13 protein-coding genes are annotated in these 26,666 nt (G+C 48.9%); 4 read left to right on the forward strand and 9 right to left on the reverse strand.

Annotated features, from left to right (window positions below; all coding sequences use genetic code 11):
* Positions 1-1,929 (forward strand): GH36-type glycosyl hydrolase domain-containing protein (locus ACVBEF_RS02210; protein WP_447122308.1); only part of this gene is annotated, 1,929 nt, incomplete at its 5' end.
* A gap of 89 nt (positions 1,930-2,018) precedes the next feature.
* Here ACVBEF_RS02210 and ACVBEF_RS02215 read toward each other — a convergent pair.
* Positions 2,019-3,647 carry a scabin-related ADP-ribosyltransferase gene (locus ACVBEF_RS02215; protein ID WP_447122309.1) on the reverse strand — a complete coding sequence of 543 codons (1,629 nt, stop codon included), beginning with the start codon at positions 3,645-3,647 and terminating at the stop codon, positions 2,019-2,021.
* A gap of 146 nt (positions 3,648-3,793) precedes the next feature.
* On the opposite strand from ACVBEF_RS02215, the gene ACVBEF_RS02220 reads away from it, so the two are divergent.
* Positions 3,794-4,243, forward strand: a complete 450-nt coding sequence (locus ACVBEF_RS02220; protein ID WP_447122310.1) for a transposase — start codon at positions 3,794-3,796, stop codon at positions 4,241-4,243.
* 324 nt (positions 4,244-4,567) lie between these two features.
* On the opposite strand, the gene ACVBEF_RS02225 is transcribed toward ACVBEF_RS02220, so the two are convergent.
* Both ACVBEF_RS02225 and ACVBEF_RS02230 read right to left on the reverse strand, forming a co-directional pair.
* A complete protein-coding gene (locus ACVBEF_RS02225; protein WP_447122311.1) occupies positions 4,568-9,526 on the reverse strand; it encodes a hypothetical protein in 4,959 nt (1,652 codons plus the stop codon).
* 423 nt (positions 9,527-9,949) lie between these two features.
* Complete coding sequence (locus tag ACVBEF_RS02230) at positions 9,950-15,313, reverse strand: hypothetical protein (RefSeq protein WP_447122312.1); 5,364 nt, start codon at positions 15,311-15,313, stop codon at positions 9,950-9,952.
* Positions 15,314-15,575: 262 nt separating this feature from the next.
* On the opposite strand from ACVBEF_RS02230, the gene ACVBEF_RS02235 reads away from it, so the two are divergent.
* Positions 15,576-16,073, forward strand: coding sequence for a type IV pilin protein (locus ACVBEF_RS02235; protein WP_447122313.1), 498 nt, complete (start codon positions 15,576-15,578; stop codon positions 16,071-16,073).
* A 75-nt stretch (positions 16,074-16,148) separates the two neighbouring features.
* Here the strand turns inward: ACVBEF_RS02235 and ACVBEF_RS02240 are convergent, their stop codons facing one another.
* Complete coding sequence (locus ACVBEF_RS02240; RefSeq protein ID WP_447122314.1) at positions 16,149-20,966, reverse strand: hypothetical protein; 4,818 nt, start codon at positions 20,964-20,966, stop codon at positions 16,149-16,151.
* An 857-nt stretch (positions 20,967-21,823) separates the two neighbouring features.
* The gene (locus tag ACVBEF_RS02245; protein WP_447122315.1) at positions 21,824-23,122 is read right to left on the reverse strand and encodes a solute carrier family 23 protein; all 1,299 of its coding nucleotides are present in this window, start codon (positions 23,120-23,122) and stop codon (positions 21,824-21,826) included.
* Positions 23,123-23,380: 258 nt separating this feature from the next.
* Here ACVBEF_RS02245 and ACVBEF_RS02250 point away from each other — a divergent pair, with 258 nt between their 5' ends.
* A complete protein-coding gene (locus ACVBEF_RS02250) occupies positions 23,381-24,634 on the forward strand; it encodes a dicarboxylate/amino acid:cation symporter (RefSeq protein WP_447122316.1) in 1,254 nt (417 codons plus the stop codon).
* Positions 24,635-24,708: 74 nt separating this feature from the next.
* On the opposite strand, the gene ACVBEF_RS02255 is transcribed toward ACVBEF_RS02250, so the two are convergent.
* The 4 genes from ACVBEF_RS02255 to relB all read right to left on the reverse strand — a co-directional run bounded on the left by ACVBEF_RS02255 (position 24,709) and on the right by relB (position 26,531).
* Positions 24,709-25,227 (reverse strand): DUF1269 domain-containing protein, encoded by a 519-nt coding sequence (locus ACVBEF_RS02255; RefSeq protein ID WP_447122317.1) that lies wholly within the window; start codon positions 25,225-25,227, stop codon positions 24,709-24,711.
* Positions 25,228-25,340: 113 nt separating this feature from the next.
* Positions 25,341-25,982, reverse strand: coding sequence for an FMN-binding negative transcriptional regulator (locus ACVBEF_RS02260; protein ID WP_447122318.1), 642 nt, complete (start codon positions 25,980-25,982; stop codon positions 25,341-25,343).
* 65 nt (positions 25,983-26,047) lie between these two features.
* Positions 26,048-26,320 carry a type II toxin-antitoxin system RelE family toxin gene (locus ACVBEF_RS02265; protein ID WP_447122319.1) on the reverse strand — a complete coding sequence of 91 codons (273 nt, stop codon included), beginning with the start codon at positions 26,318-26,320 and terminating at the stop codon, positions 26,048-26,050.
* Entirely contained in the window at positions 26,304-26,531 is a 228-nt protein-coding gene (gene relB / locus ACVBEF_RS02270; protein WP_447122320.1) for a type II toxin-antitoxin system RelB family antitoxin, read from the reverse strand. Before relB ends, ACVBEF_RS02265 begins: the two co-directional genes overlap by 17 nt.
* Positions 26,532-26,666 lie beyond the last annotated feature (135 nt).

Consider the following 26,666-nt stretch of genomic DNA (forward strand, 5'->3'; position numbering starts at 1 on the left):
AAATCGATGATGCACATCGTCACCGAAGTTGATCCGCACAGCGGTGCGATCTTTGCCCAGAACGCCTACAACACGGACTTTCCCCAACGCACAGCCTTCTTCGATGTCGATGATCCTAATCGCAACATGACTTGCGACCGTACCGAGTTTCTCGGTCGCAACGGGTCGCTGCAACAACCGCGGGCACTGGAGCGTACCCATTTATCGGGAAAAACCGGAGCGGGGCTGGACCCTTGCGCCGCACTACAAGTACCGATTAGCCTTGCCGATGGCGAAGGAAGACAAATTGTTTTCATGCTCGGCATGTCCAAAAACGGCAGCGCCGAGGCCAGTACTTTAGTACGCACACTACGCGGCACGGCAGCCGCCCAAAGCGCGCTCGACGCGGTGCATCGGTATTGGTTTCAGACTCTGGGCACCGTCCAGATCGATACGCCAGACCCTGCACTCAACGTCCTCACCAACGGCTGGCTGATGTATCAAACGATTGCTTGCCGACTATGGGCACGCAGCGGCTACTACCAATCCGGCGGCGCGTTCGGGTTCCGCGATCAGCTACAAGACGGTATGGCGCTAATCCACACCCAATCGCACTTATTACGCGCCCATTTGTTACTCTGCGCGGCGCATCAATTTATCGAGGGCGACGTGCAGCATTGGTGGCATCCTCCGTCAGAGCGCGGTGTGCGCACCAAATGCTCAGACGATTTTTTATGGCTGCCGCTGGCGACCTGCCGTTATGTCATCGCCACCGGCGACACCAGCGTACTCAATGAAAACGTCCATTTTATCGAAGGCCGTCCGGTCGGTGACGAAGAGGATTCATATTACGATCTGCCCACCCGTTCCACCAATGTAGCGAGTCTGTATCAGCATTGCACGCGCGCGATCACACACGGCTTGCGCTTCGGTAGCCACGGCCTGCCCTTGATCGGTTCATGCGACTGGAATGATGGCATGGACAAAGTCGGTGAGCATGGGCGCGGTGAAAGCATCTGGCTAGGCTGGTTTCTCTACGACGTATTAATAAACTTTGCCGAAATCGCGCTGCACCATAGCGACACTGCATTTGCCGAACTGTGTAAGATCGAAGCCGAAAAACTGCGCATCAATATTGAAGCCCATGGTTGGGATGGCGCATGGTATCGGCGCGCCTATTTCGATGACGGTACGCCGCTCGGGTCGGCTGACAACGCCGAATGTCAGATCGATGCAATCTCACAAAGCTGGGCCGTCATCTCCGGTGCCGGCAATCCCCAACGCGCAAAGACGGCAATGGATGCGGTCGATCAACGCTTGGTCCGGCGCGACGCTGCGCTGATCCAATTACTTGATCCACCATTCGAGAAATCGGCGCTGAACCCCGGCTACATTCGCGGCTACCCTCCCGGCGTGCGCGAAAATGGGGGGCAATACACCCACTCCGCCATCTGGACCATCATGGCCTTTGCCCGCCAGGACGACCAACAACGCGCATGGGAGCTACTAGACCTGATTAACCCCATCCACCACGGCCAGAACGCCGCCACCGTCGCCACTTACAAAGTAGAGCCCTACGTCATTGCCGCCGATGTCTATGGCGTCGCCCCGCATATCGGGCGCGGGGGCTGGACCTGGTACACCGGCTCTGCAGGATGGATGTACCGGCTCATTACCGAGTCGTTGCTCGGCATGGCATTAGAGCGTGAGCAGCTATCGTTCAATCCCTGCCTGCCAGCAAAATGGCCGCGTATTTCAATTCACTACCGCTACCGTAGCAGCGTCTACCACATCGGCGTGACGCAATATAAGGACGGAAAAAATACTGTCACCGTGGACGGCGTGTTGCATGCTGGCGCAGTGCTGACGTTGATTGACGATCAGAAAGAGCATGCAGTGGAGATAAGGATCGTCACTCCCGCCAGCATCCAAACCAATGGGAGCCGGTAATAGACAAAAAGGGTAATGCGTATCGGCATTACCCTTTTTTGGCCTTTTATAACGATGGCAAACATGACAACATGCGGCCCACTTATAAATTAGTTAGTAATCCGCTCAAGAGCTATATCGCTGACTAATGCACCGCACGCTTCCCCTTCTTTACTTGTCGACTGGAATTGAATTTGAGGATGATTCTGGACAAAATCCATACCACCATAAATTGATGTGAATTCAATAATTTCATTTCGCCATTGTTGCGATGCATCAACGGAAAATGATTTTTTTACTAGAATATCTTGATTTGAAGCACCAAGATTAAAACCAATACTCACTTCAAAAGTTTGCTTACCAGGAAATTTCTCACTATCTGCTGCACACCAAAGTTTGGGGTTACTACCCACACGGAAACTTAAGTTCCAGTCGGGTTGAAGAGGCTGAATCTGACTTGGTTCAGGATGAATAGTTTGTTTGATACTGCCAGGGGCATAGCCGGTTTGTGAATTTAATTCTATGGCTTGAGAGTCTGAACCCGTCTGAGCTGATAGTGCTGAATGCAGTATCACGGCCGGGCTAGCATTCCAGCCACCAAAGTTTCCTAAAACAACGATACTTTTCCGCTCCCACGGGAAATTGTTGTAGTCTAAAAATTGCCCGTCGCGTAGTGGTTCTGAGTAAATATAAACGCATTCATCACTATTATTTTCCGTCCAATCTCCTCTAAAACTTTCTGTTTGTGCAGTCAACATAATATGTCGATCAATATTGACGCCCATAGGAACGATGGCGCAAGAAGAAGCACGTTCACCGGTATGTCCATTCACCCACCATTGCACATTTTTATTGGGGGTTCCATCGGCATTTAATGCACGTAAGGTGGCATTGTTATTAGCGTTAATTTTGTAAAGACCTGATGCGCTGAATGTGTCATTTACTAAAACGTGCAGTTGTTCCCCATCAAGACCGGACTTGGTAATGATCATTTCTATTTCATCTTCAGGGACAATGCAATCCGCATCAATTGTACATTTGATGTAGTGAGGATTTTTTTCATAACGAACAAAGGGCATACCGTACGTATCTCCATAATCCGTTTGTATAAAACTGCCATGAATAAACCGTGTTTGAACACCTCCGGCAAAATCGATTTCATCCCATCCTGCTCCTTGTTCTTTACCTACAGAGCGATCTGCATCGATTCCTCCCGGAGCATTAATAACATAAACATATTTACCATAAGCAGGAGCAACTGCGCCATTTCGAGAGGTATAAATAAGCGCTGAGTCATACACTGCGTCTCCGCCAGCGACCAATTTAAGGTGTCCATAGTTTGGATTTGCAGGAACCAATCCGAATGTAAAAACTTCATCAGGCGTACGTGCTAATTCACTACCAGAAAATAGCCAGTTTGGAGTGGTTCCAGCGGCCCAAATAATTTCTTTGAATTGCGAATTTTCAGCGTTATCAGATTGTGCTTTATGTAAATTTGCACAGAAAGTAGTTGTGGTGGATAGCCAATTTCGATACCACATTTGTTCTTTTATTGGATCTTTTGATGAGAGCAACCATTGAGGATCTTTATCATTAGGTACGCATTTTTCTGGTATGGACTGGTAGTTTGTCGGTAAAAATGGTGAGATCAGTATCGGAGAGTTGCTGATAGTGGCGGACGAACTTAACGAGAGCGAGCAAAGCGTTAATGCACTTAATAAATTCCGAAAAAAAACCATAAAATCTTTCTGATGTAGTTTTGTATGACCCTGTAATACAAAAATTGAGAAAATACGTCACTGCTGCATTGGAGGTGTTTCGATAACCTTGCAGTTCAGCAGGGGCGTACTCACAGCGAATATTGCCTCCGACGTTTTACAGAGTTATGAAAGCGATGACTTTCACAATTGAGCTTATTGCCGACTCCTGTCACGCAGCCCTCAAAAGTAGTTATTCTTTAAAAAAATCTAACCAGGGTATTGTGGAAGAATTAACGCCGATACTGAGTTATCTGATGCCGCCGGCGAAAGCGTCATGCCTCTCTTCTGACTGCGAGAATTACGGTGAGCCCATTGAGTCAGCGTCGGTGCGCTACTATCGAAATGGCAATACCGGCAAGGATTCTCCGCGATATAGGTGCCGTGCTTTTGGTAAGACATTCTCCAAGGCCGCGACCAGCACCTCGCGCCAGCGCTTGCCCCACAAGAATAAATTGATATTCAAGCTCCTCATGAACAAAAGTTCGTTTTCGCAGATTTGCGAGGTGGCGAATGTCGATATTAATACGGTCTCCCACCGACTCAGCTTCATCCATACGCAGCGTCTGCGAACCTGAAAACGTCCAGAAAATGCGCGAAATCATCCGGGTTTATTAAAATGACTGTCTTGCCGGAGCCGATAGCCTGATTCCCGCAATGCACCCTGGCTTGGCAGACGCCGTCGTTGACATCGAAGACATCCTTTATTTCCAAAAAAAATAGCCGTTCCTGAAAAGGGTACGGCCATTCGAATTACGTCTATTTCAGCTCAAAAACCATTTGAAAAATTCCACAGATTAATTCAGTAGCTTGGCAGACGCGCATTACCTTTTTTAGTACGCAAAATATCGCGTTAAATTGTGTTGCATTTTTTTGTTGTACAGCTATGGGCTTACCAAAAATTAACTCGGCAACCCCATCGCATGAAGAACCCTGTCTTCATCTTTTGCCATCTGCGTCACGCCGCTTCGATGAGGAAGCCAACCATCGGCGCTGGCGGTCAGCGCTTTGCAGATGCGTGGGAGCGGCTTTTCAATCACTCCCGTCTCCATGAGCCAATTTTCAAATATCACTCTCAGAGTCCGGTCATGGTACGGCTCGGTTATATACGAAGGTGCGATCACCACTAATTCTTCCGGATAGTACAGCTCGATAAAAGCACCTAACAGCTTGCGCTTATCGCTCATCAACTCGGTGCCATGTTTATTGAAAAAATAAACCGGGTTCGAGTTAATCACCAGATTAGTCGTTGTGCTGCCGCGCTCAATCTTAAAAGCCTTCAAGGGCCCAGCACCTTGCACTAACGGTGCAAACTGTAACTTCAGGGGGGTGGCGTGGTGGGTCTCAATCCAGAGTAAATGCATATCGTTAAAGCGCTTGTTTTGCATGAGTGGCTTTCTCACATCCGCGATCAACGCACGTATCTGGTCCGTCTCAGCCGCCGCTGTCATACCGTCTAACTGTGTACGCAACATAGACACTATTGGCCATTGCCCGCGGCCAAGGTTTTGTTCCAACAAGGTATCGAATTTCTGCATTTCCAGTATCGTCACGCGCGGTGTGGCGATACTCCGTAACACGTCAGGATGACCGAATGGTTTGGCTACGTCTTCGAAAATACTACTCAGATAGTTATCCTCAGCATTCATATAGTCCACTAACCTGCCGATGCCGTTGGTCTGTTCTGCCACTGTGTTTACCTGTCCATGCAACTTTCCCAAAAATGCTTTTTCGTAGCAGAGACGTTTGTCTATCAACACTTGAGAGGCCTGACGTTCAATTTCATCGCTGAGTACGACATTGGGACCCCGATGCTGTCGCGCCAGAGACCGGGGAACGTCTTCTAAACTCGTTAATAAATGCATCGGCTCATGCAGATGCATTTGTCGTTGCGAAATCGATTTAGGACCCCGCTCCGTCATATAGTGAATCTTCTTTAACTCTGCTGCGTTGATAAAATAAATGGTATCGCCGTCGGCCCTGGCACGTTCCGCATCGAAAACAACTTTGATGAGTTTTCCTTTATTTTTTTTTATCGAATTTGTTAAAACAGCCCGCATCAATGGCGATCCTTTATAAAACATCTCCATATTTTTTATAAACTCACTCGCCTCTGCATGGGCCGGATTTTCAAACTTGAACGTACTATAAAAAACGCTGAGAAAGTCGGAATCCCAATCGTTGAGACCGCGGGTAGCTTTGATTTTGTTAAGATAATCAACAAGGGGCTTCACGCTGGGACGCTCACTTATTTCACTCGCAGAGAGGCTGGCGCTACCACCGGGTAGCCCTTCGCTGGCCCCCATCCGGTTTGAAACAGTATCCATACGAAAAATCGGCCGTGCGTCGCGTATCGGATTCCCGGAAAAATCGCACGGGATCATACAAAATATGTCGGGTCGTACTACCACTACGCGCCCATCGCCCGACTCTACCAAGGGCAACACCTCTTTGGTTGGCGTAACAAAATTTATATTTTTCTCACCGTTCAGTACACGTGCAGCGCGTTCATTGAACGAACTACTATCCACAAATCGGTGCATTTTAACGTTGTGGGCATCGTCATTAATAATCAATTTGCGTTTGCTAAGCGTAAGGTCACCGGCGAACTCGGGGAAATGGATGCTCGCCTCTTTGAGCATTTCAACTTTGGCAGCATCGACTGACGACATCCGCAGCGCGTTTTTAGAAAAAATTAACTTCCATGGAGCTGCATCGACAACTTTAACTATCCCTTTTCGCACGAGTCCTTCGAACACGCCCAACATTAAAATCCCAATGGCATCTTCACCAAGACTAAGCGCGCCTTTCGTGACCTCGGTGCCGTTTAACGTTGCTATGCCTTCTACAACCTCAATCGTCCCCTCCAAAAATGGCACGAGTTCTACCACTTCTTTTGCCGCTTGTTTCATGCTGAGTCCTTCGATCAGTAAGTGCCTGATTGAGGTACCAACAAAATAGTTTTTTAATGTTGTATACCAGACCCCGACCTGGCTTTCGGGTGGTATACCTATTATTTGCGTTACGCTCAACTCGAGCAGATCATCGACATTTTTTTTAACAAACGTGACACCGCTCATGCGCAAGCTTTCCAGAACTCTGGCCCGCACCGCTGGATTCTTATATAACAATGCCCTGAACTCGGGTTCGATTTCTTTTGCAGCTGACATGACGTCGTTGATACTACGTTGCTTAAACGTGATGCCATGCGGCTCAAGCCGATTTTTTAACTTATATTCTTCCAACGGCGAAATGTAACGCGGCACGTCTCTACGAAAAATACCAGGCAGACCCACTGTCACCCATCGCGGCGTTTTAGTCTCAGCCTCGGTCATTCCTAAACGCCCTTGCAATTGCCGGCGAATTTCGGTATCCCGATTGTATGCAGGTGGTTTTTGATACCCTTTCAGGGCGTCGTTGAACGCCTCTTGAAGCGTCTTTACCAGATCACCCTCGCTGTCATAGTTAATGAATTCCGATGCACTCATACAATCGCTGTAATACTTATTGATGGCAGACATGAATGGCAGTATTTCATCCGGTGCCGATTGATGATAAGGCTGCCCGGCATAGTTCAGGCTTGGTAAAAAATTATGTAGCCAAAGTCGTAAGTCTTCATCTGCGAACAAGGGGACAAAGCGCTGCTCGACCAGTTTTACTGTACGCTGTTCCCGCGTCTCGCCAGTGTCCATGTTCAGTAGTGGTATGCCAAGACAGGTAGCCCGATGTAAAGCAGCTAGAAGCGATGGGGTAAATGCATTTTGTGAATTTTCAAACCACTCGGCATCCAACCTGATCAAATCTCTCACCATCGGTGCCAGATTATTGGTATCACACACACTCATCCGGTGTGACGGCCCCTCGAGCGGATTAATGGTCGCGCTCGAATGGTGGGGGCTGCCAATCGGATATTTCGTATCAATCTTCCAATCAATCATCATTTTTTTGATGATGTCTGTCAGCTCTGGAAGCGTAAGCCAGACATCGTCGATTTGGACGGTATCGGGGCGTCGCGCGTAGCGCTCTGGCAGAGATGGCGACAGGGGATGGGCGAACTGGTTTCTGAGTGCATCCATATCAGTGGCAAACTTATCTGGCAGCACTCCCGGCATCTGTTCGAGCATGCGCATCACTTCTGGATTTTCAGCCCGGTAAGTACTCTCGAACAGCGCCCTGGCAATACCGTCTGCATTGAGACCGATCGCACCGTTGATAGCGCCGGCGCGGCATGTAATTTTGGCATACGCAAGCGGAAATGAAGTGAGCGGTATGAGTTTTTGCCCTATGGTTTTATCTTGCAGATCGTTAAGTAAGCCCTGCACGTACTTGTTCTGAATATCCTGATACGACGACAATGACGGCGGTGGCGGCGTTTGCGATACCGCATCCATTTGCACTTTAATCATTTCAACGGTGTGCGCGATTAGCGCTGCCTGATCAATCAAAATATTGTAGTTATATCCCGACTTACGGTCGAAAAATTGCTGTACATCGACTGGCTCTTTGAGTCCGGCACAGACCGCTTTCCAGATATTAAAATTGACCAAACCTTCCCATCGAATCCGGCGCGGATCTATCGCTGCAAGGTTGCGTCGATCCAGCATTTCCCAATAAATCTGTACACTTTGATCGACGTAGTCGGCAAAATTACGTTCGTGATACTGCGTAATACCCTTCGCAATACCTAAATTGATTGCGCCATCGTGGTCAGCCTCTGTGTAGAGACTCCATGCATCATCGCCTAACCAGTCCATGATGTCGTGCAAGGCCATCGCCATATTCCGATCAAACACAAAGTGCTGAGCCCAAATGGCTTCAATCTCTCCCGCACTGGTGACGTTGCGCCAGCTTGTATACATATCAGTATTGAGTTCTGCGTAGGCTTGTTGCGCTTCTTGTCTGCTAATACCGTGTACTTTTTCAAGGGTGAGCAAAAATACCGCCTCGTAGACAAAGAAATCTGTCAAGGGCCGGACATGAAATAGTTTGCCGGGATTACCGACAGAAACGGGTAAGGACGGCGTTAACGTTTCGGCTTCAGTCGTATCGATAGCGGGCTCTGGATCGCCCGGTAATATCCCGTCACCTGGCTCTGGCATTGAAAAATGCTCCCGCTCGTCGCTCTCTGTTTGGGACGGACGCGGCAAGGTGTCATATCCGCTGCCAATACTGCGCTTCATACGTAACGGCTCTGGATCGGTGGCGTTTGCCGTCAGCAGCGGATACTGATCGAGGTCAAAATCCGAGACTGCATGTTGATCGATGCGAGGATTAGTTTGCTGCGGTTTTACGCGCACCGGCTTCAGGTCGCCCGTTGTCAGCGTGGTCGGTGTCGCGTTGTACGACGAAAATAGTGGCCCATCCGCAAAATGGTGGTCAAGGAATTGCTTAGTAGACTGTTGCCGGAATGACTTGCGCTCCTGTGACTGAGGGTTGCGTAATTTAGCTTCTTTTGTCCTCACGTCAGGAGTATCGGCCACTATTTTTTTCGTCTTGACTGACGGCTCTGCTCGCTTTACGCCGAGATCGGTATTTTTCTTTGGGAGCCTGGTCGATACAGGAGGGGGATTACCTTTGTACACATTATGTGCAGGTGACAATGGCTGTGTCGTCTTGCAGTAAGGCGGCGGATTTTTTCTGGTCGCTTTATTGTCAGAATAATTCCTCAGGTCGGAACACAAATGACGATGTCGATAATAGTCCGCGGTGCGCGTATTGTCAGATTTCTGCGTACTCGCAGTACCCCCTTTTGGCGCGATGATAGAAGAAGTATTGTTCGCATTGTTCACCGTATGCGATCCATTCGCGCTTTGCCGGGTCGCGTTCTGTGTCGATGCGGACGATGCTTCCCGGATCAGCATACTTACCACTCCAGCGGCGCACACTCGGGTAGCAAAACCCACGTTGTTGTTATGCGGTTTCGCAGCCACAGAACGGGGCATGTTGACTCTGCTGGACCTTGCGTTCTGCAGTTGAGCGAACCCGATGCGACTTCTTATCTCCCTCCCGGCGCGACCAGAAATGTCGGATCCGGGGCCGTTTATCTGTGCGGGTTGATGTGGAGAACCTACTTTAGATGGCGGCATGGTTATCACTTTCAAATCTGGATATATGAGCAGTTTTTTACATCGCTCTATTTATATTCAAAACGCATAATATGCGATCAACAAAACAACTCATGCACATTATGATCAGTAAAAAGTAAGCCTTTATCAGCACTCGATCTCGATGCGCTATTTTTTAAAGTCTTTGTCGATTTTCATGTGATATGAGCGGGAGGGGAATCAGTTCGCCAGCGACATCGCGTTCAGAACGCCATCTTCGTCTTTCGCCATTTGCGTTACGCTGCTTTTATTGGGAAGCCATCCATCGACTCTCGCTGTGAGCGCTTCACAGATACGCGGGCGTAGCGGTTCGGCAGTCCTCAACATCAGCGCTTCTTCGATGATCACTCTCAGCCCGCGATCATGGTACGGATTAGCTATATGCGGAGGCTTGATTACAGCTAACTCTTCCGGGTATATCAGTCCGACAAAAGCACTGATGAGCTTACGATCGTCAGTCATCAACTGATTGTCATGCGCGGAAAAATAATAAACTTTCTCAGCGTTAATCACCACGTCAGTCATTTCGCTGCCGCGCACAATTTGGTAAGCCTCCAGGGGACCGCTGCCTTGCACTAGCGGAGCGAATTTTATCCTCAGCGGCGTGGCGTGGTGTGTCTCGATCCAGAGTGAATACATCTGGTTATAGCGTCTGTTTTGCATCAGTGGCTCTATCACATCAACGATCATCGCCCGGATGCGCTCTGTTTCAGCCGCAACGGCCAGGCTGTTTAACCACGTACCCAACATGGATTGCACCGGCCATTGTGTGAGGCCACCTTGCTTAATCAGGGCATCGAATTTTTGTCTTTCCAGAATCGTAATCCGTGGGTTGGCGATGTTAATTAGCGCATCAGGATGACCTGAAGGTTGCGACACTTCTCTGATAAGCGCCCCCACATAGTCGTCTTCGGCATTCATATAGTCGACTGCTTTACCGATACTTTTGGTCTGCTCCGGCGCCATGTTCACAGGTTGTCCGCGCGGCCCGTCAAGGTATGCTCTCTCGTACCAGATACGCTGGCTGACAAATTCCGGGCCTAGCGCAGACTCTCGCTGAACCCAGTCAGATATCACTATATTGGCACCGCGATGCCCCCTCTTCATCAACACAGGCACGTCTTCTAATCCGGTGAGCAAATGCATCGATTCATGCAACCACATTTGGCGATCCGAGATCAGTAAAGGGCCAGTCTCCGACATATAGTGAATCTTCTTTAATTTTTCAGCGTTGACAAAATAAATGGTGTTTCCATCGGCTCTGGCGTTATCGGCATCGAATACAATTTTTATCAATTTTCCTTTATTTTTCTTTAAAGCATTATTTAAAACAGCCCGCATCAGCGGCGATCTTGCTTGCAACAACTCCATGTATCCCTCGAATAAACGCGCCTCTGGATGGGCGGGATTTTCAAATCTGAATACGCTTAAAAAAAGACTCAGAAAATCAGAATTCCAATCATTAAGACCGGAGGTGCCTTTGATTTTATGAAGATAAGCAACGAGGGGCTTGATGCTGGGGCGCTCACTTATTTGATGCAGAGGAATACCTGCGCTACCGCCGGGTAACCCTTCGCTGACTGCCATCCGGTTTGAAGTAGTGTCGACCCGAAAAATAGGTCGTGCGTCCGGGATTACTCTACCGTTCAAATCGCACAGCACTACACAGAATATGCCAGGCCGGACCACACCCACCCGCCCCTGCCCTAAATCCACCATCGGCAATACATCTTTGGTTGGCGTTACGTAGTCTAGTTTCTCTCCTCTTTGCACACGCCACGCGAGTGCCGGGAAAGATTGATCATCTAAAGGCGACATCATTGCTATGCCGTGGGGATCAGATTCAATGATCACTTTGCGTAGCTTGGTCACAATGGCCTCGGCAACGCTTGGCATATGCGTACTGGCTTCTTTGATTACCTCAATAACGACAGCATCGCGTACCGACATGCGCAGGCCGCTTTGGGTAATCTCAGTAACACTCAGCGTCGACATGCTCAGTAAGTCTCTGGCAGCACTGACCGTCGCCTTCCATGCAACAGTTTGGAAAGCTTTGCGGGCCACACTTGCTACAATTTTTTCAGCTATACCGGCAACTAACAGTCCTAATGCGTCCTCGCCAAGTTTTATCGCGCCGTCTTTGGCCTTGGCGCCATCTCCCGTTGCAATGGCTTGTACGATCTCGACCATTCCCTCCAGAAATGGCACCAATTTCATTAAACTCCGGACTTCACCATCGCGCATTCCTTCGAGCACTACGTGCCTCACTGAGTAGCCAATCAGGTATTTATTTAATACCTCATACCAAGCCTCCAGCAGGCTCTCAGGTGGCATACCCATTATTTGCGTCACGCTCAATACAAGCAGATTTTCAATGTCCTGTTCGCTAAAATTGATACCGCTCATGCGCAGGCTTTCCATGACTCTGGCCCGTACCACTTCATTGCGCAACAGGCCTGCCCTGAACGCAGGTGCAATGTTGCTCATGGCGTCCTGGACATCGATGCTTCGTCCATTAAATTCCATACTATGCGGTGCAAACTGATCTTTTATATTGAACTCCTGGATGGGCGAGATCCTCGAAATAATCTCTCGACGCAAACGATCATCCGTATAAACGCTCACCAATTTTGGCTGATGAATCTGGGCATCGGTCATCCCTAAACGTCCTTGCAATATCCTGCCGATCTCGGTATTGAGATTGAATACAGGTGGCCTCCGATACCCTTTCACACTATCGTTGAGCCGCTTGAGCAACAGATTGATCAAATCTTCTTCGCTGTCATAGGTGATTATTTCCGGCGCACTGATGTATTTTCTATAGGATTTATCAATCCCAGACATGAGTGGCAATATGCCATCCGGCCCCGAGTGCAGGTCAGGCTGTCCCGGGTAACTCAGGGTTGGCAAAAAATGATGCAACCAGAGTCGTAAGTCATCATGCGCTAACACGGATGCGAATTGTTGCTCGATGAGGCTAGCTGTACGTTGCGCGCGATTGTCGCCTGCGTGCAGATCAAGCAAGGGTAACTCCAGGCTAGTAGCCTGATGAAGAGCCGTTAGCAGCGCTGGGTTGAACATATTTTGCGGATTGACAGACCACCTCGCATTCGCCTTATTCAGATGTTCAACCAGCAGCGGCAGATCGTTGATATCGCGCAAGTCGAGGCTGTTTAAGTGCCCCACACGCTTAAGGGTAGTGACAATCGAATGATGCGGACTACCACTGGAGAATTTCGTATCAAGCAACCGATCGTTCATTATTTTTTTGACGATGTCGGTTAACTCTCTGAGCGTCAGCGAGGCATCCCCGAATTGATTGGTATCGAGCCGGCGCGGGTAGCGCTCCACACTCCGTCCTGTGAGCCCATCGGTGCATTGACGTCTGAGCGCGTCTAACTCGCTCATAGACATTGCCGGCAGCACACCTGGCATCTTTGCGAGCAATTGCATCACCTCTGGATTTTCCGCCATGTAAGGGTGCTTGAACAGCGCTTTGGCAATACCTTCCGCATTCAGGCCAACTGCACCTATGGTTGCACCACCCCTATATGTTAATGCGGCACGTCCTGGATCGAATGACGTTGCAGGTATCAATATTTCCGCTATTTTTGTATCTTGCAGATCGTCGATTAAGTCCAGAACGTAGTTCTCCTGGATCTCCTGATACGACGGCGGCATAAGCGATGCAGATACAGTGTGAACGTTAATCATTTTGGCGGTATGGTCCACCAGCGCCGCCTGGTCTATTAAAATATCGTAGGTGTGTCCCGGCTTGCGGTGTAAAAACTGCGTTATCTGAACTGGTGCTTTCGGTAATGAGCAGACCGCTTTCAAAATATTCAGATGAACCGACCCTTGCCAGCTAATCCGGCGCGGGTCTATCCACTCAAGGTTGCGCCGTTCCAGCATTTGCCAATACAGCTGTACACCAAGGCCTGCGTAGTCGGCGAAATTACGTTTGTGATACTTTTCAACACCCATCGCAATCCCCAGATTGACTGCGCCATCGTGGTCGCCTTCCTTGTACAAATTCCATGCATCATCCCCAAGCCAGTCCATGATGTGATGCAAGGCAATCCCCATATCCCGATCAAATCCATAGTGATCGACCCAGAGGGTCTCGATCTCGTCGGCGCTGGTGACGTTACGCCAGTTTGCATACATTTCAGTATTGAGTTTTGCGTAGGCTTGTTGCGCCTCTTGCCTGCTGCAACCGTGTACCTTTTCAAGCGTAAGCAACAATACCGCCTCAAAGACAGGTAACTCTGTCAACGGGCGCATAAATGATGCACTGTCGGGAATTGGAAAGGGTGTCGTTATGGTCGTTGTGGTTGTTGTGACATTCGGGATAACTTTGCGGATAAGCGACATCTCGTCGCCATCTTCTTGAGTACGGCGCTCCCTTGCGTCGTTTTCTGTTCCTTGCCAGTACGGTACGCTATCGTATCCGCTATCAACATTGCGCTTTACACGCAGCGGCGCTAGAGCCTGATCTCGAACAACGCTTTCCGATAACATAGGAAAGTGATAAAGATCAAGATCCGGGACCGGACCCTGATTGAGTTGAAATGCCCTTAGGGGGCCGATTTGTTGCTCCGCTTCCTGCGTCGGCAGTGCCTCGTGACACTGTCCTGAGACCGTATCTTGAACCAATGGCGTCCCGTGTACCGGCTTCCGATTGTCGATTATTAATTTGGTCGATCTCGCGTTATGCGGCAAAAATATCAACGCATCTGCATCAAGTTGACGAAGATATTGATCGGTCGATAGTCGCTCAAACTTGCCTCCCCTGGTTAGTGGGTGTCGCAACGTTTTTTCTTTTTCCTTCACGCCCACATCAGACAATATTTTTGTTCTCTTGAGCGATTTTTTTGCTTGATTTTCTGCTTGCCTTAAGTCTGTACAAGGGATTTTATTTAGTGAATTTTGCGGCCTGGCAGCAGGCATTTCTTTGTCCGCTACGGTAGCTGACAACCGCTTATTATTGTGCGCATTATGGCTAAACGAGAATGATCTGACAGGGTTTATATGCGATTGTGAATGAGGTTGTTTAGACGCTTTATTCTTTAAAAATGTATTTACACTGGCATAAAAATCATGGTTTCGCGTGTAATTTGTATTGTCCGAATTATTAGGTTGATGCCTGCCTGTAGCGCTCCCTGTTGGTACGACGACAGAAGAGGGATTACCCAACTTTTTCGATAGATTCGATACATGTGAAGCGTACCTTACACCGTTGTTTAATCGTGCAGCCGACGTCCCTGAAGCCAGCGTACTTAACGCCCCCACCACAATCACTCCAGCAGGTAAGCACATAGATTTACATACAGATTGGGAAGCGGCGGGCGGACGGTACATCGTCTGTGTACTGGACCTGGCACACAGCATCAATTGCGCAATCCCAGCGCCCCTTCTCGTCTCTCGGCCAATCTTGCCGGTGATACGCGACTCTGGACTATCTATCTGCTGCGGATAAAATGGGGAGCCTGCTTTAGGTGCGTAATTGAATACGAGATGAGATTTTGTCGTAACAGATGGCATAGTTGTCTTTGTGCAATCAGGATCTATGCCCTGTTCTTTGAATCGGTGTATTTATCCAAAATACGCATAATGTTTCGCATTTCAAATAACTTCGATGCATTATGATCCGCAAAAGAAAAACTGAATCAATCCACTAATTGAATGAGCGATTTTTGAAAGTAGCCGTGGATTTCAACGTGATAAAAGCGTGACCATTTATTTCATATACAAAATAGAAAGCTTGCCCATGCCGATAAGACCGTTTTTTTTGACCTCTGATGGTATGAATAAATCAAATTTATTGCGCAAAATACGCCAGCCGATTAACGGATGGAAAGTCCCTTCCGGACAATCGAAACCGGCTGGTTTTACGCTCACAGAGGTCATGATAGTGGTCGCCATACTAGGTATATTGATCGCCATTGCACTGCCTGGTTACAACCGATATATCAAGAAAAATGATCGCACCCAGGCGACGACTGTCCTGTTAAAGGCTGGTCACTGGATGGAGCAACAATTCACCGTCAATCATAGTTACCGCAACGAGGGTCGCACGCCTGCGATCCCGGCATGGCTGACCACATCGCCCGAATCAGGGGAAAAAAAATACACGATTGAAGTTGCAAGCGTCAACGACTATGACTACCTTCTGCACGCAAGACCGGTAGATAAAAATGATGATTGCGGTACGTACGCGCTAGATCACTCAGGCAAACGCACTTTGGCTGACACATCCGCATCCACCGTGAAGATAGCGGCATGCTGGGGCGGTAGTTTCTAAAGTGGTGAAGCGCACAATACAGATCATGGAGGACAAGAAAGGCGAAATGCCAGACGCGCAATGCGTCTGCGCGCTCTAATTCACAGGGTGCAGCTTTACAGTATTGAGAACCCTGTTTTCAGCTTTCGCCATACGCGTAGCACTACTTTGATAGGGATGGATGCTGTCAGCTCTGGAGGTGACTTCCCGGCAGATGCGAGAGTCCGGCGGCTTCTCAGCCATCGACATTATCAGGTTTGCCATGAGGACTGGCTGGCCGCGATCGAGGAGCGGGTCGTCCGGATACAGGGGCGTGAGCATCCTTAGTTCGGCTGGCTGGAACAGATTGACATAGGCATCAATGAGCCGTTGTTGCAAAGGCATCAGCCTCGGACCATATGGGCCGTAGTAATAAACCGGATCGGTATTGAGTAATATCGTCGTCGATTCGCTACTCTGGATAATTTGAAAAACCTCCAGAGGGCTATCCACCTTAGTGAGTTGCGCTAATGCGATTTTTATCGGTTTGATATCGTTATGCGCAGAAAAGTATACATACATATCGTTAAACATTTGGCTCTTCATCAAAGGGCGCTGTACATCGGCGGCTATTGCGCGCAGAGTTTCACCGGTCCCTATACTGCCCAGATAGCCTAGATCGTCATCCGACGCACTGGCAATCACCTGATCCATCAACGTACTCAACCTGGCACTTAATGGCAACAATGGGAGATGGCGATTTTGTGCCGACAGGGCATTCATTTTCTGCGCTTGCAACACCGTGATTCTGCGTTCGGCGAGAGTTTTAGACGTATCAATCTGGTCAAGACTAAGCCGGTCTGTTATTGGATGAATGAATTCATCCGCATAGAAATCCTCAGCGATCATCCGATTGCTTGCTTCAACGATATGTTGAACCTGTTCTGGCGCCATGACTTTCTCGCGCCCTTCCGGTGCATCAAAGAACATTTTGTTGTACGAAATTCTGGGTTCCACAAATGCTGTGCCCCGCGCCTGCGCAATTTCATACAAAAAAAGATCATTCAAAAATACAACCGGACCGCGATGTACCTTGCCTGCCTCAACATTATCGACATCCTTCAATTTGGTCAGATCATGGATGATCTCATGCCCCCACCCACGGTCTTCACTGAAGGATTTAGCACCCGAGGATGCCGACATATAGTGGGCATTCCGCAGTTCGTCGGGTTTAGAGAAGCAAATCAGGTTACCGGTCGCGCGTGCTCGCTCTGCATCGAACTCAATCTCCGTAATCGCGTCCCTTGTCACGAGCGCATGATTGATCATGACCCGCATTGTTTTTGAGTATTCATACCCATCGAGAAAAAATTTCTTAAACCGAGCGGCCGTCGGATGATTCGGATTTTTAAACCGATAGAACGAATGAAAAACACTCGTTATCTCTTCATTAAAATCAGTGACCTCTGGGGTGATTGCGACTTCCTCAAAATAGGCAATCAAGGGTTTTAATGTAGGGCCATTCATGACTACTTCTCTTAAGATAGCTTCACTGCCGCCGTGCTCGTCCAGATTCAGCCGCACCGGATCTGAAGAGGTCAAAAAAATCGGCGGGGCATTGCGTACAGGTACGCTTGTCAGCGTGCATTCGACCAGACAACTTATTGCCTTGCGTACCGCTGCAATCTTTTTTTCTTTAGGCAGATACACCAACTGTATTTCTTCTTTAGTCGGGGTTATGTAAGGGACCGGATTTTCACCATCAACCCCATCGAACAGGTTTGCTGCGAGTGCTTTGAAGGATGTTGGATCGGGAGTCGATCTCATATTAATGCGATGAGGATCGAGATCAATCTCCACTTTGCGCGATGCCAATAGTTTTTTTCCTTGAAGACCAGGCAGATACAAAGCCATCTCTGAGAGCGCACCAACAGAAGCCGCCTCACCTCGATACATGCGCAAATTACTGATGGCAAGCTCCTCTAGCGACATCTTGAGAGCGCTGTCGGCAATGCTCAATAAAGTCCCTCCGGCGATCTTTTCGGCGGCCTTCAACAACACCATCCGCATGGCGCTTCCAGCCGCCCCGAACGCCAAACCCAGTAATGCGTCCTCTCCGATGCTGATCATACCGTTCAGAACTTCGGTGCCACTGCCGTCCCCTATACCTTTGATGATGCCTTCGGCTCCCGTCACAAAGGGGAATAGCTCCGCTATTCTGAGTAAGTTGCCGCTTGCGATTCTGTTGTATATGTCGTGCATCATGGCAGCGAGGACGCCCTCCGACTCGGGAAATACACCGAGGATCGTCATTAACTGTGCATCAAACAGCGTATTAAAGTCGGTTTGCGTAAAAGGGACCCCGCCCAGACGCAACATTTGCAGCACTCTGTTACGTACCACAGGATCGGTCGCCAAAAACCTCTTTAACCGATGGTGAATTTTCACTCTGTCCTTGTCGATATTGATGCTCTGACCGTTAAAGCGCATATCGCTCATTTTGGTTGCACTATGGGCCTTAAATTCGGCCAATGGCGTCATCAAATCCGTTATCGATATATGACTATTTGTGCGAAAAGAAACAGGCCTGGCTTGATCAATATCAGCATCGGTCATCCCATAATCATTTTTCAATAACTTGCGTATCTCGGCATCTTCATGTGCGACAGGCAGCGGCAGATACGCTTTCAGGACATTGCTAAATAGCTTGTTTATCTCGCTTAACAATTCACGCTGATTGTTGTAGTTGAGTGTTTCAGAAGCTTCGCAATAGGCTCTATAAGACTTAACAATACTCGACAGTAGCGGTTTGATGACATCGGGAACTATCCCATTGAAATTTTCTGATGCATTGTCCAGACTTGGCAAGAAATCGTGTAACCATTCCTGCGCTGCAGTATCGTGCGCTAACAAAGGTGCGTAGCGCTGCTCAATGAGCATGGAGATGCGTTTTAATCGACTGTTTCCGGCAAGCAGATCGAGCATCACGATCCCGAGGGTGTCGGCAAGATAAAAGGCAACCATCACCGATGGCTTAACCGGAAAGCGCGGCTCCCGACTCCACGAAGCATCCATCTGATGCAATTTAATGAGCAATTGCCCGAGGTCGAGGGAGCTATCGAAAGTGACTCCATGCTGCGCGCCATATCGCAAGAGAAAGGTGGAAATCGCCTGCTGCGGGCTACCCATAGGTTGGGCTGTATTGAGCAACAACTCCTGCATCCTTTTTGTGACAATTTCCTCCAACTCAAAAGAGGTCAGCCAGGCGTCGCCGAATAGAACAGTGTTTTCGCGCTGTGCGTACCGACCGAATTCGGGGATCGACAATACGTCAGTGAACTGCTTTCTGAGCATGTCAAACTGGTCGCCAGTCATCGGAGGCAACGTGCCTCCGGGCATTTCTTCGATCAACTTCAACATGAACCCGCTTTCAGGCGTGAAAGGTGTGTTCAATAGCACATTAGCGATACCTTTTGCATTCAAACCGACCACGTTTCTCAACACGCCGCCACTAGTCCACACTCTGACACGCTCAGGGAAGACGGGCATCAACGGTATAGATTGCCGTCCTATCTGCGCATCCTCCAGATCCTGGATCAGCGCGATCCCGTATCTTGCACGCATAAACGCATACGACGCTGGCGACGACAGTGGCGCAGACTGTGGAAACGCACTTTGTTTAGCCTGGAAGGCGATCAGCGCCGCTTGATCTAGTAGCACATTAAATTGGCGCTCAGGCGTGCTACGTGCGAACTGTGCTATCGGAACCGTTTCATTGTGTCGGGTGCAGACCGCCTTGAGGACATTGAAGTAGCCGTAGCCATCCCATTTAACCCGACTCGGATTTATCGTCGCTAAGATGACGCGCTCCAACATTTGCCAATAAGATTGCACGCCTTTGCCAACATAGTCGTCATACTGTCGATCTTCATAGTCTTTTATACCCAAATTGACCGCGCCCTGATGGTCAATTTCATGGTATTTATGCAGCGCATTTTCACCTAACCAATACTCTGTCGCACTCAATAGCATCGCCATATCTTTACTTAGCGCAGAGAATTGATTTAACCAAATATTTTCGATGTCTTCAGCGCCGCTGGCGTGGCTGAATTTTTCAAACATTTCAGCATTGAGCTCTGCCAGGGCGCGCTCCGCTTCTACTAACTCGCACCCGTTTATTTTCTGAATCGCCAGCACAGCCGCTGCCTGATAGATGGGTAATTCTGCTAAAGGCAGTGTTGGAAATACCATGCTGTTAGCAACCGGAGAAGGATTGACGGTATCGTTGATACTTCGCGCCATACGTCGTATATGCAGGCTCTCCACAGCCTGGTCGCGCGTAGTGTATTGCACCAATGGCGGAAAGTTATAGAGGTCAAAATCCGGCACCGGCTGTTGACCGATTTTGCGGATAATTTTTTGATCTGTTTCCTGCATCGGCAACATCGCATCACCCCGCGCTGAAACAGCAGCTTCGACTGATGGCAATCCGCGCAGCGGCTTCGGTTCGCCTATTGTTAGCTTAGTTGGCATCACATTGCACGGATAAAATGTCAGCGCATCATCCTTCTCAAGATGATCGAGATAGTGGTCGGTAGATTGAGACTGGGATGACTTGCGCACCAGGGACAGTGGATGTCGCGACCGGTTTTCTTTTTCTCGCGCACCCGACATATTGGGTGTAATTTTAATCGTCTTGACTGATTTTTCTGCTTGCCTTACGTCGGTATAAGGAATTTTTCCCGGCGAATCCGGTGATGATGCAATGGGACTTTCTATCGGTATGCCAACCGGTAACACTCTTGCCCGATTATGCGCTAGGGGAAAAGACCGCGTAGTGGTGTTTATGTAGGCCGGTTGTGGCGTTTGTCTGTCCAATTTTTTGCGAACATCCCGCACGAAAGCATAAAAATGCTTCTTTCGAATAGTGTTCATGTTGCGCAAACTGTTGGGTGGATTCAAGTTGGATTGTTTCAACCCCACATTACTTCTCTGTGGCACGATGACAGAAAAAGAAAGACGCGAATTATGTAATCCATTCGCGTTTTTCTTTGTCCCATTTAGTGCCGCCGACGCCCCTCCCGCCAGCATACTTAGCGTCCCCACCACGATTATTTCAGTCGACAAATGCAGAGGTTTAATTGCCCTTTGCGAAGCAGCGGGCGTACGGTTCAGCGTCTCACTGCTGGACCGGGCGCTCACTAACAATGCGGCCAATCCGGCATTCTTTCTGGCATGTCGGCCAACCTTACCAGTGACACAGGACTCGGGGCCCTTAATTTGCTGCGGGCAAAGTGGGGAACCTGCTTTCGGTACAGAATTAAATGTCGAATGAGATGCTGGCGATGGTGTTACGCGCGTCATGGTTATCTCTTTTAATCTAAATCTGTATTCAATTATTTTAAAAAATTATATTAAACACGCATAATGTACATCCTCAAAGATATGTCATCCGCATTATGTTGCTCAAAATTAAATATTATTAATATGTATTTTTATTGAGCTTTTTTTGAAAGTATTTTCTAATAATTTAGTAAAAATTTGAAAAAATGATGTTAACGTCAATTGTTATTCAAAAAAAAAGTGGAAAGGTTGTCCTTTCCACTTTTAAAAACACCTTAAATAGCTAAGAAATCGATAATCCGACCTCTGTCTAAGTAAGGCCGCATCATTGTTTAGACTAGGCGCCCCGACGCAGACTGTAAGACTGTACGGCTAGGCGCAGGCAACGACGTATAAACGATGATGCGGGCTTACTTACCTCTGTAAAAACATATAAAGCTGAAATGAAATCAGGCTCTTTTCAGTCCCAATAACGCATACAAAATAATCGCGCCAAAAGTGGCAACGCCAATACCGCCTAATGCAAACTGTCCCAGCTTTAAGGTGAAATCGCCCGCCCCTAATACCAGCGTTACCGCCGCCACAATCAGATTACGGTTATCGGAAAAATCAACCTTGTTGACGACCCAGATACGCGCGCCGGAAATTGCAATCAATCCAAACACCACAATCGATACGCCGCCCAGCACCGCTGTCGGAATGGTCAGAATCAACGCGCCGAACTTGGGTGAAAATCCCAATATCAACGCAATCACCGCCGCCACCACAAACACCAGCGTGGAATAGATTTTAGTGACCGCCATGACGCCGATGTTTTCTGCGTAAGTCGTCACACCAGTACCGCCCACACTGCCCGAGACGATCGTCGCCAGACCATCGCCGACGAAAGCGCGGCCCATGTATTTATCCAGATTTTGTCCGGTCATGGCGCTGACGGCTTTGATATGGCCGAGATTTTCAGCCACCAGAATGATCGCAATCGGGGCCAGTAAAGCCATCGCGTTGAGATTAAATACCGGTGCCGAAAAATGCGGCACGCCAAACCAGCTGGCATTGGCGACGATGGAAAAATCAATCGGCTTACCTAATCCGGCACCGTTGGTAAGTAGCGCATAAATCACATACGCCAACATCAGCCCGACCAGAATCAGCAAACGCTGCACCATCCCGCGTGCAAACACCGCGACCACCCCGACACACAGCACGGTACCCAGCGCTATCCAGGCATCGAAATTGTTGCCGATGACGCCTTTCACCGCAATCGGGGCCAGATTCAAACCGATGACGGCCACCACCGCGCCAGTCACCACTGGCGGCATGAGTTTTTCGATCCAGCGCGTGCCGATCAGCATGACCAACAAACCGATCAGCGTGTAGACCACACCGCAAGCGATGATCCCGCCAAGGGCGACGCCGAGGTTGGCGTTGTGACCGCTACCGCTATAGCCGCTCACCGCAATGACCAGACCGATGAAAGAAAAGCTCGACCCCAGATAACTCGGCACCCGACCGCCGACCAGCACGAAGAACAACAACGTGCCGATGCCAGACATAAAAATCGCCAGATTCGGATCGAAGCCCATCAATAACGGCGCCAACACCGTTGCACCGAACATCGCTACGACGTGCTGCACACCCATCGCCACCGTCTGCGGCCAAGGCAAGCGCTCATCGGTCGCAATGATCTGCGCCTGTCCGCCAACCTCAGCAGCGCGCAAGCGCCAGCGCGGGAAATAAGAATTCGTCATGCGTTTACTCCCTGGAATTCGGTTGGCTGCGTTCTGCGTTTTTCATGATCAAAAATCGCAACAAACCGTTGATATAGATGAAATTTGCTCCAGAGCATTGTACGAATTACAACAGGAAATAACAATCGACATTCGGCTTTGAACTACAGATAATTCTGCATTCCCAGTTTTGTCCTAAAAAATACGTCTTTTCTTAAAGACTTATCCGACTTGAAATTAATACAACAATCTACACGCACTCATATTTAGAGATAACCGATGAAAAAGATAAAAATGACAACATGGATCCTGATCGCCATGGTGTTAGGAATCGTGGCGGGATACGCCGCCCATACGCTGGCCCCGGACGCCGCAGCCGCAAACGAAATTGCTGGTTATTTTTCGATCGTCACGGATGTGTTTTTGCGGCTGATCAAAATGATCATTGCGCCATTGGTGTTCGGCACACTGGTGTCGGGTATCGCGGGGATGAAAGACAGTAGTTCGGTAGGCCGTATCGGCATTCGGGCGCTGGGCTGGTTTGTGACCGCCTCGCTCATTTCACTGGCGCTGGGGATGCTGTTTGTGAACGTCCTACAGGTCGGCCATTCTCTCAATTTACCGTTGCCGGAACTGGGCACGGCCACCTCACTGAACACCAGTGGCTTTAATCTGAAAGACTTCGTGACGCACGTTTTCCCCAGCAGTTTTGTGGACGCAATGGCCAAAAACGAAATCTTGCAGATTCTGGTCTTTTCGCTATTTTTCGGCTTTGGTCTTGCCTCTATCAAGGGCGAAAGCGCAAAAGTATTGACCACCGCCATCGACGGCCTGGTGCACGTCATGCTGAAGGTCACCGACTATGTGATGAAGTTTGCACCGATAGGCGTATTTGCCGCCATCGCAGCGGTCATTACCGTGCAAGGCTTTGGCGTGCTGGCAACCTACGCGAAATTTTTGGGCGGATTTTATGCCGGGCTTGCCACACTGTGGGCGGTGCTGATTGGCGTTGGCTATATCTTTCTGCGTGGGTCAGTGTTCACTCTGCTTAAACTGCTCAAAGAGCCGATCATGCTGGCGTTTTCAACCGCCAGCAGTGAAGCCGCCTATCCCAAGACGATGGAGCAACTGGAAAAATTCGGCGTCAACAACAAAATCACCGGCTTCGTCCTGCCGCTGGGCTACTCCTTCAATCTCGACGGCTCGATGATGTATCAGGCATTCGCCGCCCTGTTTGTGGCGCAGGCCTACAACATCGAAATGTCGTTTGCGCAACAAATCACGATGCTGCTGGTGTTGATGGTGAGTAGTAAAGGGATGGCTGGCGTGCCGCGTGGCTCGTTAGTCGTAGTCGCGGCGATTCTGCCGATGTTTCACCTGCCTGAAGCGGGCATTTTGCTCATCATCGGGATTGATCAGTTTCTCGATATGGGACGTACTGCTACTAATGTGATTGGTAACGGGATTGCGACTTCTGTGATTGCGAAGTGGGAGGGGGAGTTGGAAACAGTCGAAGGAACGATAACAACGTAGCGACTTTTATCTTTCTCGACATACAAAAAAGCCCCGAAAGGATATCCAGTCGGGGCTTTTTTGTTTTTTCAGTATCAGGGAAATACCGGAATATGCGACTCCACTCCGCCGAATTTCGCTTCAGGATGCCGTTGTTCGATGAGCTCTTCGATTGCATGGACCTTTTTGAAAGGAACATCGACCATCAATAAGACTTTGCCTTTGTCAATATCACTGAGAAAACTTTCCAGCCGTGAATTCGGTAGCGCTGCGGCCGCCATGCCCGACATCCAACCGCCGAGCACAATACCGATAACGGTAGAAACAACGATCGCCAGCATATTCAGGTGAATCCAATCCGGCGGGAAATACACCAGCCAGATACCGCCCAAAAAGCCCATTACGCCGCCGACCATCATCCCGCTTTGTGCGCCGTGGGTCAGGTCTGTTTTTTGCAAGATATTCGCATCCGGCATATCGTCCGGCAAGGTGCCGTCGGCCGCCCAAAAATGCATATGCCCGATCTCAATGCGTGCCAGTAACAGCTCATCAAGCATGCCGCGCGCACTGGGAACGTCGGGCAACATGAAATAGAGTCTTTGTCGGCCTAACATAGCAATCTCCTTAACTGGCTTATCGGTGATATTTACAGGATAGGCAATTGAAGGCAAATAAACAAAGTTTATGTGTTGCGTCAGGTTATTGGTCATTGGGTAATACTTGATTCTTAACCGTTTTTATCCGCCTCGGCCACTAGCGTTGCCATAGAAGCGTCTTGAATATCGCCACGCGCATTAAGAGCGTCAATCACGCTAATACGATTCTCTACGGGCTGATTCTGACTGACTTTCCACTTCCCGATCAGGCGCGTGATCGTGATTTCGATACCAACAATGGCAGTCATCATTTTTTCAATGTAATCGGTTGGCGCATCGGTGAGCGCCCAAGGTGCTGGCATATTTGCCTCGGTATGCCCGACTAGCTCGCCTAAATGGTTACGCAGCCATACTACGTCATCGATAACGCGCAAAGTGCCATAGGCGTGCGTGACGGCATAGTTCCAGGTCGGGACAACTTTGCCGTGCTGTTTTTTGGTCGCATACCAGCTGGGAGAAATATAGGTATTCGGACCGCTAAACACCGCCAGCACTTCGCTGTCTTTCTGAACATCTCGCCAGATCGGATTAGCACGAGCGACGTGACCGACTAACTTGCCTAAAGGCGTGGGTTGGTCCGACAACAGCAACGGAATGTGGTTGGCTTCGATACCGGCATCAGTCATCGTGATTAATGTCGCCAGCGGATAGGCGCGCATCAGATCGTGCATGACGTCTATCTGTGGTTCCTCGAAGTGTTTGGGTAAGTACATGGATGACTTTGACAAAAAGATGAAGGAAATTTCATTGTGTAACTTACATCGCCAGTTATCCCTGACTATAGCTGACGGTACACCTCTCCCCGATTCCCAATCTGCACCACCAAAATACATAAATTACCATCCTGTACTTCACAAATAACGCGATAGTCACCAACGCGATATCGCCAGAAACCGCCAAGGGGGCCTGTTAATGCTTTACCTGTGCTACGAGGATTTTCTAATGCAGCAATACGCTCATCCATGTAGTCCAGAATACGCCGTGCCATTTGTTTATCGAGTTTGCGAAGTTGCCCCTTGGCCGTATCGGTGTACTCAATCGTCCAAGCCAAGATCGCTCCGTATGTCAGATGCAGAATGGACTTGTTCTTGTCCCTTACGTACTCGCTCTAAGACATCAGCAGCAAAATAATAGTCTTCCATGTCCTCTATGCCTTTTTCAATGATTTGACGTAGGTAATATGCCTTTGTCCTGCCAGTATGGGATGCAAGAAAATCAAGCCGTTGTTCTGTTTCGGGGGCAAGGCGTATCGAAGTAGCCATATTTTATTTCTCCATTAAATTCGAATACATGTATTCAATGTATCACGCTATCAAATGACGAGTAAAGAATGTCGAAAAATGCGTTTGAAAGGCAGACATTCGGTCTAACCATTGTAAATCTTGCAAAAATGCGAC

The sequence above is a fragment of the Glaciimonas sp. GG7 genome (genome assembly GCF_052976905.1).